This window comes from Sphingomonas naasensis (genome assembly GCF_004792695.1).
GTDB lineage: Bacteria > Pseudomonadota > Alphaproteobacteria > Sphingomonadales > Sphingomonadaceae > Sphingomonas > Sphingomonas naasensis.
This window is the reverse complement of sequence record NZ_SRXU01000006.1, coordinates 169,376-184,440: the sequence shown is the minus strand read 5'-3', so window position 1 is coordinate 184,440 and position 15,065 is coordinate 169,376. Positions and strand designations below refer to the sequence as shown.

Annotated in this window: 11 protein-coding genes; 8 read left to right on the top strand and 3 right to left on the bottom strand. The window is 68.6% G+C overall.

The genetic code is table 11. The features are described from left to right. Nucleotides 1–168 precede the first annotated feature (168 nt). From E5A74_RS14480 to E5A74_RS14450, 7 genes are all read left to right on the top strand, one after another. Nucleotides 169–1,419 carry a PAS domain-containing protein gene (locus tag E5A74_RS14480; protein ID WP_135986192.1) on the top strand — a complete coding sequence of 417 codons (1,251 nt, stop codon included), beginning with the start codon at nucleotides 169–171 and terminating at the stop codon, nucleotides 1,417–1,419. 88 nt (nucleotides 1,420–1,507) lie between these two features. After that, nucleotides 1,508–6,121, top strand: a complete 4,614-nt coding sequence (locus E5A74_RS14475; RefSeq protein ID WP_135986190.1) for an NAD-glutamate dehydrogenase — start codon at nucleotides 1,508–1,510, stop codon at nucleotides 6,119–6,121. A gap of 421 nt (nucleotides 6,122–6,542) precedes the next feature. Next, a complete protein-coding gene (locus E5A74_RS14470; protein WP_135986188.1) occupies nucleotides 6,543–7,187 on the top strand; it encodes a PepSY-associated TM helix domain-containing protein in 645 nt (214 codons plus the stop codon). Nucleotides 7,188–7,201: 14 nt separating this feature from the next. Then, complete coding sequence (locus E5A74_RS14465) at nucleotides 7,202–7,726, top strand: DUF2271 domain-containing protein (RefSeq protein WP_135986186.1); 525 nt, start codon at nucleotides 7,202–7,204, stop codon at nucleotides 7,724–7,726. 13 nt (nucleotides 7,727–7,739) lie between these two features. Continuing rightward, nucleotides 7,740–8,612, top strand: coding sequence for a DUF4198 domain-containing protein (locus tag E5A74_RS14460; protein ID WP_135986184.1), 873 nt, complete (start codon nucleotides 7,740–7,742; stop codon nucleotides 8,610–8,612). 83 nt (nucleotides 8,613–8,695) lie between these two features. Continuing rightward, nucleotides 8,696–9,583, top strand: a complete 888-nt coding sequence (locus E5A74_RS14455) for an FAD:protein FMN transferase (RefSeq protein ID WP_135986182.1) — start codon at nucleotides 8,696–8,698, stop codon at nucleotides 9,581–9,583. A gap of 253 nt (nucleotides 9,584–9,836) precedes the next feature. Further along, nucleotides 9,837–10,925 (top strand): AraC family transcriptional regulator, encoded by a 1,089-nt coding sequence (locus tag E5A74_RS14450; RefSeq protein WP_240699823.1) that lies wholly within the window; start codon nucleotides 9,837–9,839, stop codon nucleotides 10,923–10,925. Nucleotides 10,926–11,021: 96 nt separating this feature from the next. Here the strand turns inward: E5A74_RS14450 and E5A74_RS14445 are convergent, their stop codons facing one another. Both E5A74_RS14445 and cobT read right to left on the bottom strand, forming a co-directional pair. Then, nucleotides 11,022–11,303, bottom strand: coding sequence for a ribbon-helix-helix domain-containing protein (locus E5A74_RS14445; RefSeq protein WP_135986180.1), 282 nt, complete (start codon nucleotides 11,301–11,303; stop codon nucleotides 11,022–11,024). Continuing rightward, nucleotides 11,300–13,126, bottom strand: coding sequence for a cobaltochelatase subunit CobT (cobT, locus tag E5A74_RS14440; RefSeq protein ID WP_135986178.1), 1,827 nt, complete (start codon nucleotides 13,124–13,126; stop codon nucleotides 11,300–11,302). The genes E5A74_RS14445 and cobT overlap by 4 nt, the downstream gene beginning before the upstream one ends. Nucleotides 13,127–13,256: 130 nt before the next feature. On the opposite strand from cobT, the gene E5A74_RS14435 reads away from it, so the two are divergent. Further along, nucleotides 13,257–14,048, top strand: coding sequence for a hypothetical protein (locus E5A74_RS14435; RefSeq protein WP_135986175.1), 792 nt, complete (start codon nucleotides 13,257–13,259; stop codon nucleotides 14,046–14,048). On the opposite strand, the gene cobS is transcribed toward E5A74_RS14435, so the two are convergent. Then, nucleotides 14,045–15,052 carry a cobaltochelatase subunit CobS gene (gene cobS / locus E5A74_RS14430; protein ID WP_135986484.1) on the bottom strand — a complete coding sequence of 336 codons (1,008 nt, stop codon included), beginning with the start codon at nucleotides 15,050–15,052 and terminating at the stop codon, nucleotides 14,045–14,047. The two genes, E5A74_RS14435 and cobS, sit on opposite strands and share 4 nt — an antisense overlap. Nucleotides 15,053–15,065 lie beyond the last annotated feature (13 nt).

Below are 15,065 nucleotides of genomic sequence, written 5' to 3'. Positions count from 1 at the left end.
CTTACCAGCATGATTCGTAGCTGACAAGCGTTGCGATTTGCTTGCCGCGGCGATCCGGGCTTTCCCCGGCAGGGCTGGCCGGCGATCGGGCTTTACGCGTCGTTTACCACGGACGGTGCATGGCTGTGTCTCAAAGGTCGGGCGCTGCGCCCGCAACGGAGCACGCGCATGGACATGGCTCGCGGTATCAATGAGCCCTTCGACCCCGCCCCGGAGGAGTCGGACGACGAGATGGTCTCGAATCATCCGATGGAGATCGGCGCCGACGAGCGCCGCATGCATGTGCGCGCCTATAATTACTGGGTGTCGCTGCTCCACGGCCGCGCCTATCCGTCGATCGAGGATCTCGATCCCGACAATATCGCCGATTTCGGCCCGCACAGCGTGCTGCTCGATTTCACCCGCGGCGTCGAGGATCCGGCGATTCGCTATCTCGGCGCGATGCTGCGCGAGGAATGCGGCTTCACGCCGTCGATCCAGCGAATCGGCGAAGTGCCGAGCCGCTCGCTGCTCTCGCGCCTCACCGACCACTACCTCCAGATCATCGCGAATCGCGCGCCGATCGGCTTCGAGGCCGAGTTCGTCGGCCAGCGCGGGCACAACACGCTCTATCGCGGCATTCTGATGCCCTTCTCGTCGGACGGCGAGACGATCGACTTCATCTATGGCGTGATCAACTGGAAGGAACTGGTCGACGCCGAGACGCAGGCGCGGCTCAACGCCGAGATCGAGGAATCGCGCCGCGCGGTGCCACTCAATCCGGTCGCCGCCGCGGTCTGGGCCGACGGCCCGAGCGCCGGCTTCGACACCCCCGATTCGATCGCGGCGCCGGCCGCTGCCGAGACGCTCGCCGATCATCTGATCCTCGCGCGCGAATCGGCGGAGGCCGCGCGCGCATCGGATTTGCGCAGCCGCAGCGCGCTCTACCGCGCGCTCGCCCGCGCCTATGATTTCGTCCTCGCCGCCGAGGAAGCGCCCGAGGATTATGCCGAACTGCTCAGCGACCATGGGCTCACCGTCCAGGCGCGCGCGCCGATGACCCCGGCGGTCAAGCTGATCTTCGGCGTCGACTACGACAAGACCCGGCTCACCGAATTCGCCGCGGTGCTCAGCTATGCCCGTCGCCACGACGTGCCGGTGGGCGGGCTCGACGCGTTCCTCGAAGTCGCCGAGGGCGGCATCAAGGGCGTGGTCAAGGCCGAGCGCGACTATCGCCGCCCGGCGCCCAAGGCCGACATCTTCGCGCAGGCCGCCGCCGAGCTGCGCAGCCGCCCGCCGCTCGGCCATGTCGCGATCCCCGCGCAGGGCGAGTTCGTCGTCCTGCTCGCACGCGCGGGCAATCAGGGCCTCGACATCGTCGCGAGCTTCGAGGACGACGCCGCGCTCACCGAGCGCGCGATCCGCAAGGCCGCCGCCTGAGAGCTGTTAGCGCTAAACTGGTAGCAAACGTTACTTTCTTGCGCGCTTAGGGTTGAGGTCGCCGAGCGCCCGGCGCATAGCGGCGCGCATGAAAACCATGATGACGTCGCTCACGCAGGCGTTCGAGGCGCGGCTGCTCGAAGGAGCACTGCCGGGAGAGTTGGAAGGATTCGATGCAGGCGAGCGGGCCGAGGCCGCCGCCTTCGTCGCCGAGGCCGCGGCGGTGCGCCCGCCGGGCAGCCCGCAGATCCGGGTCGAGACCTATCTCGACGACGAACGCCGCAGCATGCGGCTCGCGGTCATCAATGACGACATGCCCTTTCTGGTCGATTCGATCGCCAGCGCGATCGCGGCGCACGACATCGCGATTTTCCGCATCATCCACCCGGTGATCGCCGTCGAGCGTGACGGCGAAGGCAAGCTCGTCGCGATCGACGCCGAGGGCGGGCGGCGCGAATCGATGATCTATATCGAGATGGAGCGCAGCGACGCGCGCACACGGCGCGGGCTCGTCGCCGAGCTCGAGCGCACGCTCGCGCAGGTGCGCAGCGCGGTCGAGGACTGGCGCGCGCTCCAGGCGGCGATGTTCTCCGACGCCGGTGCGCTGGCCACGCCCGAGGGCACGGCGCTGCTGCGCTGGTTCCTCGACGGCGCGATGACGCTGCTCGCGCACGAGAAATGGCGCACCGACGGCAGCGTCTCGGACCAATTGGGGCTCGCGCGCTACACGCTCGAGACGCCGATCCTCGCCGAGGCGTCGCGCAAGGCGGCGGTCGAGCATTTCCAGAAGGGCGGCGATGCGCCGTTGCTGCTCAAGTCCAATTCGATCTCGACCGTGCACCGCCGGGTGCCGCTCGACATCGTCGTGCTGCCGATCCTCACCGGCGCCGAGGTCACCGGGCTGTCGATCCATGCCGGGCTGTGGACCAGCGCGGCGCTGTTCGCCGATCCACAGGACGTGCCGGTGCTGCGCGCGCGGCTGGGCGCGCTCGAGAAGAACTTCGGCTTCGATCCCAAGGGCCATACCGGCAAGGCGATGGCGCACGCACTGACCGCGCTGCCGCACGACCTGACCACGGCGTTCGATCCGGCCTCGCTCGAGACGCTGGTGCTCACTGCGATGTCGGTCGCCGATCGGCCGCGCTCGAAGCTGGTGCTGGTGCGCAGCCTGCTCGGGCGGCATTTGTTCGCGTTCGTCTGGCTGCCGCGCGACGAGATCTCGACCGGGCGCCGCGAGGCGATCGGCGAGATGCTCGAAGAGGCAGCGAAGGCGAAGCTGATCAACTGGTCGATCGCGCTCGAGGACGGCGTGGTCGCGTTGCTGCGCTACACGCTCGATCTGCGCGGCGGCGGGGTGATGCCCGATGCCGCCGAACTCGACACGCGGCTCGAGCGGATGCTGCGCGGCTGGGTGCCCGCGGTCGAAGCGGCGCTGGTCGAGCAGGCGGGGAGCGCCTCGACGCGGCTCGCGCTGCGCTTCGCCAATGCCTTCCCCGCGGTCTATCGCGCGACCACCACGCCCGAGGAGGCGGCGCGCGACATCTTGCGAATCGCCACGCTCGAAGCGCCGGGCGCGCGCTCGGTGCGGATCGCGCCGCAGCCGGGCAAGAAGGGCGAATATCGCATCAAGCTCTACGCCCAGGGCGGCGCGCTGGCGCTGTCCGATGCGGTGCCGGCGTTCGAGAATTTCGGCTTCCGCGTGATCGAGGAAGTGCCGACCCAGCTCGCCAACGGCATCTTCGTCCATGATTTCGAAGTCGCGCTGACCGGCAATGCGCGGACGCTCGACGCCGAGCCCAAGCTGGTCGAGGACGCGATCGCCGCGGTGCTCGAGGGCCGGGCCGAGAACGACCTGTTCAACCGGCTGATCGTCGAGGGCGCGATGCGCCCGCGCGCGGTGGTGCTGTTCCGCGCCTGGTTCCGCTATCTGCGCCAGACCGGGATGAGCTATGGCATGGCCACCGTGGTCGACGCGCTGCGCCGCGCGCCCGCGGTCGCCGCCGCGCTGATCGCGCGATTCGAGGCGGCGCACGATCCCGAGCGCGCCGGCAAGGACGCGAACGCGCTCAAGGCGGCGGGCAAGGCGATCGATGCCGGGCTCGACCAGGTCTCGGCGATCGACGACGACCGCATCCTGCGCGCGCTGCGCGGGGTGGTGCTGGCGACGCTGAGGACCAACGCCTTCGCGCCGGCTTCGGCCGAGGCGCTCGCCTTCAAGATGGATTCGGCCAAGGTGCCGGGGCTGCCGGCGCCGCTGCCGTGGCGCGAGATCTGGGTGTACAGCCCGCGGGTCGAGGGCATCCATCTGCGCGCCGGGCCGGTCGCGCGCGGCGGCCTGCGCTGGTCCGATCGGCGTGACGACTTCCGCACCGAGATCCTCGGGCTTATGAAGGCGCAGCGCGTCAAGAACGCCGTCATCGTGCCGACCGGCGCCAAGGGCGGCTTCTATCCCAAGCTGCTGCCGTCGCCGGCGCAGGACCGCGACGCGTGGCTGGCCGAGGGCACCGAGAGCTACCGGATCTTCATCCGCTCGCTGCTGTCGATCACCGACAATATCGTCGCGGGCAAGGTGGTGCATCCGGAGGGCGTCGCGATTCTCGACGGCGAGGATCCCTATTTCGTCGTCGCCGCCGACAAGGGCACCGCGACCTTCTCCGACGTCGCCAACAAGATCGCGGTCGAGCGCAACTTCTGGCTGGGCGATGCCTTCGCCTCGGGCGGGTCGCACGGCTATGACCACAAGGCGATGGGGATCACCGCCAAGGGCGCATGGGTGTCGGTGCGCCGCCATTTCCTCGAGATGGGCGTCGACGTGCAGTCCGAGCCGGTGCGCGTCGCCGGCTGCGGCGACATGTCGGGCGACGTGTTCGGCAACGGCATGCTGCTGTCGAAGGCGATCAAGCTGGTCGCGGCGTTCGATCATCGCCACATCTTCCTCGATCCCGATCCCGATCCGGCGAAGAGCTGGGACGAGCGGTCGCGGATGTTCGCGCTGCCGCGGTCGAGCTGGGCGGATTATAATCCCGATCTGATCTCGCAGGGCGGCGGCGTGTTCGCGCGCACCGAGAAGTCTATCCCGCTGAGCCCCGAGGTCCAGGCGCTGCTCGGGCTCGACGTGCCCGAAATCGATCCGACCGGGCTGATCACCGCGATCCTCAAGGCGCAGGTCGACCTGCTGTGGTTCGGCGGCATCGGCACCTATGTGAAGGCGGCGAGCGAGAGCCATGTCGATGTCGGCGATCCCGCCAACGACCGGCTGCGCGTCAATGCCGAGCAGCTCCGCGCCAAGGCGATCGGCGAGGGCGCCAATCTGGGCGTGACCCAGGCCGCGCGCATCGCGTTCGCCGGGCTGGGCGGGCGGATCAACACCGACTTCATCGACAATTCGGCGGGCGTCGACTGCTCGGACAACGAGGTCAACATCAAGATCGCGCTCAACCGCGAGGTGATCGAGGGCCGGCTGGAGTTCGAGGACCGCAACACGCTGCTCGCCGAGATGACCGACGATGTCGCGCATCTCGTGCTCGAGGATAATCGCCTCCAGACGCTCGCGCTCTCGTTCATGGAGAATGACGGCGCGGTCTCGTTGCCGAGCTATGTGCGGGTGATCGAGATCCTCGAAGGCGCCGGCCGGCTCGATCGCGCGGTCGAGGGGCTCGCGCCGAACGAGGAACTGCTGCGCCGCGCGCAGGAGGGCAGGGGGCTGACCCGGCCCGAGCTGGCGGTGCTGCTCGCCTCGACCAAGCTCGCGCTGCAGGACGCGATCGAGCAGGGCCAGCTCGGCGCCGATGCCGAGCTCGAGGACGATCTGCTCGCCGCCTTCCCGCAGGCGATGCAGAAGCGCTTCGCGACTGCGATCGAAGAGCATCGCCTGCGCAACGAGATCGTCGCGACCAAGCTCGCCAACCGGCTGGTCAACCGGCTCGGGGTGCTTCACCCGTTCGAATTGGCCGAAGAGGAAGGCGCGGCGATGCGGGACATCGCAGCGATGTTCGTCGTCGCCGAGCGGCTGTTCTGCCTGTCCGACACGTGGACGGCGGTGGAGACCGCGGCGATCGGCGAGGGCGCGCGGCTCGCGCTGCTCGACGAGATGGCGGTGGCGGTGCGCGGCCAGATCGCCGATCTGCTCCGCGTCTGCCGCCCCGGCGCCAGCCCCGCCGAGGTGATCGCGCGGCTGAAGCCGGGCATCGACGCGCTCGACAAGCAGGCCAAGGCGCTGCTGCTCGACGAAGTGAAGAGCCAGAGCGGGCGGATCTCGACCAGGCTCGAAACCGCGGGCGCGCCGGCGGAGCTCGTCGCCAAGGTCGTCCGGCTGTTCGAGATGGACGGGGCGGTCGGCCTCGCCGAGCTCGGCGTGCGCAAACAGATCGACGAGACCGTGCTCACCCGCGCCTTCACCCATCTCGGCCAGGCGCTGGGGCTCGACTGGGCGCAATCGACCGCGGCGCGGATCACCACCGGCGATCCGTGGGAGCGGCTGCTGATCGCCGGGCTGGCGCGCGACTTCCAGCAACTGCGGCTCGACTATCTCGGCCGCGCCGAGGGCGATCCGCAGGCGGCGGTCGATACGTGGCTCGACGAGAATCGCGCCCGGGTCGAGCAGTTCGCGGGGCTGGTACGCCGCGCGCGGCAGGCGGCGTCGCCCAATGCGGCGATGCTCGCGCAGATCGCCGGTCAGGCGCGGGTGCTGTTGGGGCGGTAACCGGGGCGGACGGCCTGGCCCCGGCCTTTGTCAACTGTCGTCAGCCCCGCGGAAGCGGGGGTGACGAAGATGGTTGCGATCAGGCTTCGACGTCGACGCGCTGCGTGGGCGTGGTCCGCACGATCAGGTACATCGCGCCGAGGCTGCCCACCACGCCCATTCCGCAAATCGCCGCGAGGCCGATATAAAGTGCCGACATCCCGCTCTCCCCTTTTTTTCTGAGGAGAGACTGCGAAGCTTTTGGTGATCAGGCAATGTACATTCGTCGCTGCACTGCGGCGGGACTTTGCTGCATTTGCGAATGACTGCCGCTCGCCGAAACGCCGGCGCGTGGCCCGGAATCAATCATTCGCCACATTGCAATTGCGAATCGTTCGCGTTATCCGCGCCTGTCGCAACCGCTCGAGTTCAGCCGCCTTCCATGCACGGTACCGCCGCCACCCCGGCCAAAGCAAAGCGCAGCCGGAAGAGCTTCTGGCTCAAGCAGCTCCATACCTGGCACTGGATGAGCTCGGCGATCAGCCTGGTCGGGCTGCTGCTGTTCGCGATCACCGGCTTCACGCTCAACCACGCCGCCGAGATCGAGGCCTCGCCCAAGTCGATCGAGCGCGCCGCGCAGCTGCCGCCGCCGCTGCTCGCTTTGGTCAGGCCCGACGACGCGCCCGACAGCAAGAAGCCGCTTCCGGCGGATGTTGCGAAGTTCGTCGGCGAGAAGCTGCAGATGCCCACCGGCGGCAACGCCGAATGGTCGATAGACACCGTCTATCTCGCGCTGCCGCGCCCCGGCGGCGACGGCTGGATCTCGATCGATCGCGCAACCGGCGAAGTGACCAGCGAAGTCAGCTCGCGCGGCTGGATCGCGTATCTCAACGACCTCCACAAGGGCCGCAATTCGGGCGCGGTGTGGAAGTGGTTCATCGACATCTTCGTGCTGGCCTGCATCGTCTTCACGCTGACCGGCCTCGTGCTGCTCTGGATGCATTCGAAGCATCGCAGGAGCACCTGGCCGATCGTCGCCGCCGGGCTCGCGATCCCGGCGCTGCTCGCCATCTTCTTCATCCACTAAGGGGTTTCGTCAGCATGCAGATCCGCCTGACCGGTCTCACCGTCACCGCGCTGGGGGCGAGCGCGCTCGTCGCCGGCCCGGCCGCGGCGCAGGCGCTCGACCTGACAGTCACCATCCCGAGGCTCAGCGTCGCCGAATATCACCGCCCCTATGTCGCGGTGTGGCTCGAGAAGGAGGGCGTCGCGCCGCGCACGATCCAGGTGTGGTACGACGTCAACAAAGCGGGCGGCGAAGGCACCAAATGGCTGCGCGACGTGCGTCAATGGTGGCGCGCCTCGGGCCGCGCGATGGCCTTCCCTGCCGACGGCGTCACCGGCGCCACGCGCGCGCCGGGCGCGGCGAAGGTTCGCCTCGTCGGCGGCCGCGGCGGAATGCCGACGCTCAGCCCGGGCAATTACACGCTGGTCGTCGAGGCCGCGCGCGAAGTCGGCGGGCGCGAGCTTCTGCGCCTGCCGTTCGCGTGGAACGGCAGCTCGGCCACTGCCAGCGGCAAGGGCGCGACCGAGCTCGGCGCCGTATCGCTGACGCTCAAGCGCTAAAAGGGGGAACGCCATGAACCTACGCACGCCACTCATCGCGATCAGCGCGGTCGCCGCGCTGGCCGCACCGGCCGCGCTCGCGCACCGCATGTGGATGATCGCCTCGTCGACCACCGTCTCGGGCACCGACAATTGGGTGACCGTCGACGCCGCGGTTTCGAACGACCTGTTCTTCTTCGATCACCAGCCGATCCGCGTCGTCCCCACCGTGACTCAGCCCGACGGCACCGCCGGCACGGTCGAGAATCATGCGGTCGGCAAGTTCCGCGCGACCTTCGACGTCCACCTCACCCAGCAGGGCACCTACCGGATCGGCGCGGTCAGCCAGAATGTGTTCGGCAGCTACAAGCTGAACGGCGAGAGCAAGATGATTCCGCGCGGCACCACCGCCGACAAGCTCGCCTCGGTGATCCCCGCGGGCGCCACCGACGTCCAGACCTCCGAGAGCCTGTCGCGCAACGAGATCTATGTGACGCAGGGCGCGCCGACCACCACGGTGTTCAAGCCGGCCGGCAAGGGCATCGAGCTGGTGCCGGTCACCCATCCCAACGATCTCGTCGTCGGCGAGGCGGCGACCTTTCAGTTCTTGCTCGACGGCAAGCCCGCGCCGGACCTGTTCGTCACGGTGATCCCGGGCGGCATCCGCTATCGCGACAATCTGAAGCAGCAGGATCTCAAGACCGGCGCCGACGGCAAGGTCTCGATCAACTGGCCCGATCCCGGCCTCTATTGGCTCAACGTCACGCCGAACAGGCCGCGCGAGGAAGGACAGGGCGGTCCGGGCATGGGTGCCCCGGGTGCCGGCAGCCCGCAGGGCGGCCGTCCGGCCGGCCCGCCGCAGCGGCGGGTGAGCTATGTCACCACGCTCGAGGTGCTCGCCCCCTGAGGATCGCGATCCCGCCCGCGCTGTCGGCCGAGGCCTTTCACCGCCGCGCGGGAGGCAGCGTCCGCGCGTTCGGCGGCGAGACCATGGGCACGACCTGGTCGGTGCGGATCGCGGCGCTGCCCGAGCGGCTGGCGCCGGCGATCGCGCCTGCGGTGCAGACCGTGCTCGACCGCGTGATCGCGCAGATGAGCCAGTGGGAGCCCGGATCGGATCTCAGCCGGTTCAATCGCGCGACGCCGGGAAGCGGGATCTCGCTGCCCGCCGAGTTCGCGCACGTGCTCGGCGCCGCGCTCGACGTCGCGGCGCGGAGCGGCGGGGCGTTCGATCCGGCGATGGGCGCGCTCGCCGATCAATGGGGCTTCGGTCCCTCCGGGCGCCGGGTGGGGATTCCGCCTGCGGTGCCCGGTGGCGAGCGACGGATCGACTTCGAGCCGCTATTGCTCCGCGCGCGCCGCAGCGCGGCGGCGGCGCTCGACTTTTCCGGCATCGCCAAAGGCTATGCCGTCGATGCGGTGGCGGCGGCCCTGCGCGCGCACGGGCTCGATGATTTCCTCGTCGAGATCGGCGGCGAGCTCAGCGGTCACGGCATCAAGCCCGATGGACAGCCCTGGTGGGTCGATCTCGAGCAAGCACCGGGTGCCGCGGTGGCGCCGATCCGGGTGGCGCTCCACGGCCTCGCGATCGCGACCTCTGGGGATTATCGGCGGCATTTCGAGGAAGGCGGGCGCCGCTATGCGCATACGCTCGATCCGCGCAGCGGCGCGCCGCTCGACAATGGCGTGGCTTCGGTGACGGTGCTCCACGCCGAATGCATGCGCGCCGATGCCTGGGCGACTGCGCTGAGCGTGCTCGGTCCCGAAGCGGCGCCGGCGGTGGCGGCGCGCGAGGGGCTGGCGATGCACATGGTGGTGCGCGCGGCGGAGGGGCCGCGCGAGATCCTCTCGCCCGCCTTTGCGGCGATGCTCGGCTAGGGTCCGTACTCAAAACCCGCAATGGTCGTGACGGAGCCGATTTTGGCGCACGGGGAGGAACGAGGAGGGAGCGACGCGGTGTCATCGTGACCCCAAGGACTTGGCTCGTGACGTGGCTGTGCGCCAAAAGCGACCCGCCGCTGCGCGGTCGCCCGGAGACGCACGCTGGACTGCGTCAGCCCGCTTGCCCGGGCCGCCAGCCCGCGCTGCGCGAGCTTCCTTGCCAGCGCACGTCTCCGGGCGATCCCGACCGTTGTGGGTATTGAGTACGGACCCTAGAGCGCGGACGCATAGGACTGCCAATCTGCTTTCGCCCCAAGGGCGGTCGTTCCGTGGCTGTCGGTGTTCGCCTGCAAGCGGTCATCGGGCGTTCCGGTCGATCCTCACAAACCGCAAGATCGGTCGAGCGTCTAAAGGTGCGAATCGCCTAGCTGGTGCCGTCACGGAGGAAGAAACGATGAAGGCAGCGCTTCGGAATTATCGGGCGCGGATGCAGCGGGTGCTGGATTATATCGATCAGCATCTCGACGGCGATCTCGACCTAGATACGATGAGCGCGATCGCCGCCTTTTCGAAATTTCATTTCCACCGGCAGTTCACGGCGACCTTCGAGGTTTCCGTGCATCGCTATGTCCAGCTTGCCCGCATGAAGCAGGCGTCGAACCGGCTGGCCTCGAATGGCGCGCTGAGCGTCACCGAGATCGCGATGGATGCCGGATACGAATCGCCGGATGCCTTCGCCCGCGCCTTTCGCCAGCGCTTCGGGCAATCGCCTTCGTCGTTTCGAAAATCGCCCGATTGGGCGCCGTGGCTTGCGGCCTTCGGGCCATTGGAGATCGCCAGGAGCAAGCTGATGAATACGACCTACACCGAAAATGATGTGACGATCCGCGAGGTGGCGCCGACGCAGGTGGCAGTGCTGGAGCATCGCGGCGATCGGGCGCGGCTGAACGAGACGATCGAGAGCTTCATCCGCTGGCGCAAGGCGGCGGGGCTTTCGCCGGAGACAAGCCCGACCTTCAACATCTTCCGCTCCGAGCGGACGCCCGCAAATCCCGACGATTACAGCATGGACCTATGCGTCGGGACCGATATGCCGATCTCGGCGGACGACGAAGTGATGAAGGCCGGCACGATTCCCGGCGGGCGCTGCGCGGTGCTGCGGGTCAACGGTGCCTCGCACAATCTGGAGCCTGCCGCGCTCTATCTCTATCGCGACTGGCTGCCGGCAAGCGGCGAGGAGGCGCGCGACTTCCCGATCTATTGTCAGCGCTACATCACTTTCCGACCCGATGCGGCCGCGCATGATGTTGTAGCGGAGCTATTTCTGCCGCTGAAATAGCCCCGTGATGGCGGCTTGTTCCTTCCGGTCGCGGGAAGAGGGCAAGCCGCTAACCGCCCGTTCTCAGACATCCACAGCCGTTCCGGCGGGCGGGGTCTATGAATCCTCGGCCTGGCCGCTCGCTGCGGCCGGCGGCTGGGTCTGGTCGAGCAGCCAGGTGCGGATCGCGCTGGCGAGGTTGGGCGGCGCATCGGATTGGATGCGGGCGTGATCGATCGCCGCGACGAGCGCGCTGAGCGGCAATGCGCGCGCCTCGGCGGCGGCTTCGAGGGCATCCCAGAACAGCGGCTCGAGGCTGATCGAGGTCTGGTGCGCGGCGATGGTGATCGAGCGTTTGACCGGCCCGTGAAACCCTCCCGCGGGCGGGTCGAGCTTCATTCGCTGTCGAACAAGGCCGCCAGCTGCTCGACCATCGTCCCGGCGAGCTGCTCGGCATCCATGATCGTCACGGCGCGGCTGTAATAGCGCGTCACGTCGTGGCCGATGCCGATCGCGACGAGCTCGACCGGCGAGCGCGCCTCGATCCAGCCGATCACCTGGCGCAGATGGCGCTCGAGATAGGAGCCCGAATTGACCGAAAGCGTCGAATCGTCGACCGGCGCGCCGTCCGAGATCACCATCAGGATGCGGCGGTCCTCGGGCCGGGCGATCAGCCGGCTGTGCGCCCAGAGCAGCGCCTCGCCGTCGATATTCTCCTTGAGCAGCCCCTCGCGCATCATCAGCCCGAGGCTGCGCTTGGCACGGCGCCACGGCTCGTCGGCCTGTTTGTAGACGATGTGGCGGATGTCGTTGAGCCGGCCGGGCTGGGCGGGGCGACCCTCGGCGAGCCATTTCTCGCGCGCCTGCCCGCCCTTCCACGCGCGCGTGGTGAAGCCGAGAATCTCGGTCTTCACGCCGACGCGCTCGAGCGTGCGCGCGAGGATGTCCGCGCTGATCGCGGCGATCGAAATCGGCCGCCCGCGCATCGAGCCCGAATTGTCGATGAGCAAGGTCACCACCGTGTCCTTGAACTCGGTGTCGCGCTCGACCTTGTACGACAGCGACAGCATCGGATTGACGACGATCCGCGCCAGCCGCGCCGCGTCGAGGATGCCTTCCTCCTGATCGAAGTCCCAGCTGCGGTTCTGCTGCGCCATCAGCCGGCGCTGGAGCCGGTTGGCGAGCTTGGTCACCGCGCCCTGGAGATGGACCAGCTGCTGATCGAGATAGGCGCGCAGCCGATCGAGCTCCTCGGTGTCGCACAGCTCGGTCGCCGCGATCACTTCGTCGAACTGGGTGGTGTAGGGGCGATATTCGAACTGCGGCGGCAAGTCGCTCCACGGGCGATTGGGGCGGACGGGCATCATGCCGTCCTCGCCATCGTCGCCGGGCTCGCCGTCGCCGTCGTCCATCGCCTCGGCGTCGCGGTCCTCGCCCTGCTCGGCATCGTCGGATTCGCGCTGTTCGCCGCGCGCCTCGACCTCGCCTTCGCCCTGCTGCGCTTCGCTGTCGCCTTCCTCGTCGCCGGGCTCGTCCTGCTCGTCGGTGCCCTCGTCCTCGCCGCCGCCGTCATCGGCCTCGTCGGGGATCATCTCGCCTTCGACCAGCTCGAGATCGTGGAGCAGCTTGGTGGCGAGGCCGGCAAAGGCTTGCTGATCGTCGATCGTCAGCGCCAGCGCATCGAGATCGCCGGCGGCGCGCTCCTCGATCCAGTCGCGGACCAGCGCCATGCCCATCGCCGCGCTGGCCGGCGCCTCGCGCCCGGTCAGCCGCTCGCGGACCATCAGCCCGAGCGCGGTCGACAGGGGCACTTCGTCGCGGTTGCGTGCCCGCGCGATCGGATCCGAGCGCAGCCGCACGCCCAGCGCATGCTCGAGATTGTCGGCGATCCCGGCATAGCCGCGCGATCCGAGCGCCTCGACCCGGGCGGTCTCGATCGCGTCGAATACCGCGCGTGCCACGGCCTCCTTGGGCGCGCCCTTCAGGTGCAGCGCGGCGTCGTGGTGCCGCATGCGGAGCGCGAAGCCATCGGCGAAGCCGCGCGCCTCGGCGACCTGCTCGGCGGGCAGGCTGCGCGCCGGCATCGGCACCTTGATGCTGCGCCCGTCCTGGCGCGGCGCCTCGGACGTGAAGCTCAGCTCGGCCTCGCCCTCGCCCGAAAGCGCGCGCGCCGTGCCGCCCAGCACGTTGCGAAGCTGCTCGAGGGGAGAATCTGCGGCCACGAACGCCATGTGGCGGGGTGCGCGCGCGAAATCAATCGCGCGCGACCGCTCCGGCGCGCAAGTCGTCGTTTAGCGAAATGCTAAGCAACCTTCAGCAGGATGCAGGCGATCGGCTCTGGGGGGATGGCGGATGCAGGCACGCGGCAGGTTCGTACTGGCGATCATGGCGGCGGTGACGCTGCTCGTCGCGCTCGCCGAGCCCGCGGAGGCGCGGCGCCGTTTCCGCTTCTTCAGCTTCGGCGGCGGTGGCGGCGGCGCCTATGCCGAGAAGATCGACAAAGTCTACGACCTGCCCGACACCGCCACCTATTCCCACGACGGTCAATATTATGATCTCGGGGCGCTCTACACCGTCCGCGACGGCGATTCGATCTATCCCGCCGAGCCGGGCTTCGTGCTCTACAATGGCGATCGCTATGTGAAGCTCGACAGCGCCCAGCTCGATGTGATCCGCCTCGATCTCGGGATGGACCCGACCGCCAGCTACCGCGCGACCTATTCGGCCAAGGTCCCCGAGCGGCCGAAGAGCCGTGCCGAGGTCGAGCGGCTGCCCGGCGAGACGACCGACGAACTGCGCGCGCGCGTCCGCAAGATGGCGGCGGAGCGGGGCGACGCGACGGATGGGGACACGGCGGCGCCCACGGGCAAGGGTGGCGTCGGGGCGTTGTTCATCGCAATGCTGGTGATCGGCGGCGGCTTCATCCTGTGGCTGCGGAGCTTCCTGCGGCGACGCGTGCGCGAGTCGATCCTCGGCCCCGAAGAGAGCAGCTCCCCCGATTCCGCGTTCAACCAGCGCGTCGCCGCGCGGCTGCGCGAGCTCGAGATCGAGCGGCAGGCGCAGGGGCACGGGCAATCGGCGCCCGAGGCCGCCGCGGCGCCGGCGATGGCGGCCCCGCGCACCTTCGGCCGCAAGCTCGCCTAGCCGGCTTTGGCGACCACGCTTTCGGGCAGGTCCTTGCCGAACACCCGCTGATAATATTCGGCGACCTGCGCGCGCTCTGCCTCGTCGCACTTGTTGAGGAACGACAGGCGAAAGGCGAAGCCGACATCGCCGAAGATCAAGGCGTTCTGCGCCCAGGTGATCACCGTGCGCGGACTCATCACCGTCGAGATGTCGCCGGCGATGAAGCCCTTGCGGGTCAGATCGGCGACGCGGACCATGTTCTCGACCACCTGCTTGCCGTCGGGCTTGTCGTACTCGCCCGACTTGGCGAGCACGATCTGCGCCTCGGTCGCGGCGGGGAGATAGTTGAGCGTCACCACCACGTTCCAGCGGTCCATCTGGCCCTGGTTGATCTGCTGGGTGCCGTGATAGAGCCCGCTGGTGTCGCCGAGGCCGACCGTGTTGGCGGTGGCGAACAGCCGGAACCACGGGTTCGGGCGGATCACCCGGTTCTGATCGAGCAGGGTCAGCTTGCCCTCGGTCTCGAGCACGCGCTGGATCACGAACATCACGTCGGGGCGGCCCGCGTCATATTCGTCGAAGACGAGCGCGGTCGGGGTCTGCAGCGCCCAGGGGAGCAGGCCCTCGCGGAATTCGGTGACCTGCTGGCCGTCCTTGAGCACGATCGCGTCGCGGCCGATCAGGTCGATACGGCTGATGTGCGCGTCGAGATTGATGCGGATGCACGGCCAGTTGAGGCGCGCGGCGACCTGCTCGATATGCGTCGACTTGCCGGTGCCGTGATAGCCCTGGACCATCACCCGGCGATTGTGCGCGAAGCCGGCGAGGATCGCGAGCGTGGTGTCGGGATCGAACACATAGGCGGGATCGAGATCGGGGACGCGCTCGTCGGCCTCGCTGAACGCGGGGCATTCCATGTCCGAATCGAGGCCGAACAGGTCGCGCACCTTCACCATCTTGTCGGGCGCGTCGAGAATCGTCGTCTCGCGACTGTCGGGCTGGGTGTTGGGAATATCGGCCATCATCGCTTCCTGC

Coding starts and splice junctions, on each gene's coding strand:
- E5A74_RS14480 (WP_135986192.1), top strand. CDS start 169: ATGGACATGGCTCGCGGTATCAATGAGCCCTTCGACCCCGCCCCGGAG.
- E5A74_RS14475 (WP_135986190.1), top strand. CDS start 1,508: ATGAAAACCATGATGACGTCGCTCACGCAGGCGTTCGAGGCGCGGCTG.
- E5A74_RS14470 (WP_135986188.1), top strand. CDS start 6,543: ATGCACGGTACCGCCGCCACCCCGGCCAAAGCAAAGCGCAGCCGGAAG.
- E5A74_RS14465 (WP_135986186.1), top strand. CDS start 7,202: ATGCAGATCCGCCTGACCGGTCTCACCGTCACCGCGCTGGGGGCGAGC.
- E5A74_RS14460 (WP_135986184.1), top strand. CDS start 7,740: ATGAACCTACGCACGCCACTCATCGCGATCAGCGCGGTCGCCGCGCTG.
- E5A74_RS14455 (WP_135986182.1), top strand. CDS start 8,696: ATGGGCACGACCTGGTCGGTGCGGATCGCGGCGCTGCCCGAGCGGCTG.
- E5A74_RS14445 (WP_135986180.1), bottom strand. CDS start 11,303: ATGAAGCTCGACCCGCCCGCGGGAGGGTTTCACGGGCCGGTCAAACGC.
- E5A74_RS14435 (WP_135986175.1), top strand. CDS start 13,257: ATGCAGGCACGCGGCAGGTTCGTACTGGCGATCATGGCGGCGGTGACG.
- cobS (WP_135986484.1), bottom strand. CDS start 15,052: ATGGCCGATATTCCCAACACCCAGCCCGACAGTCGCGAGACGACGATT.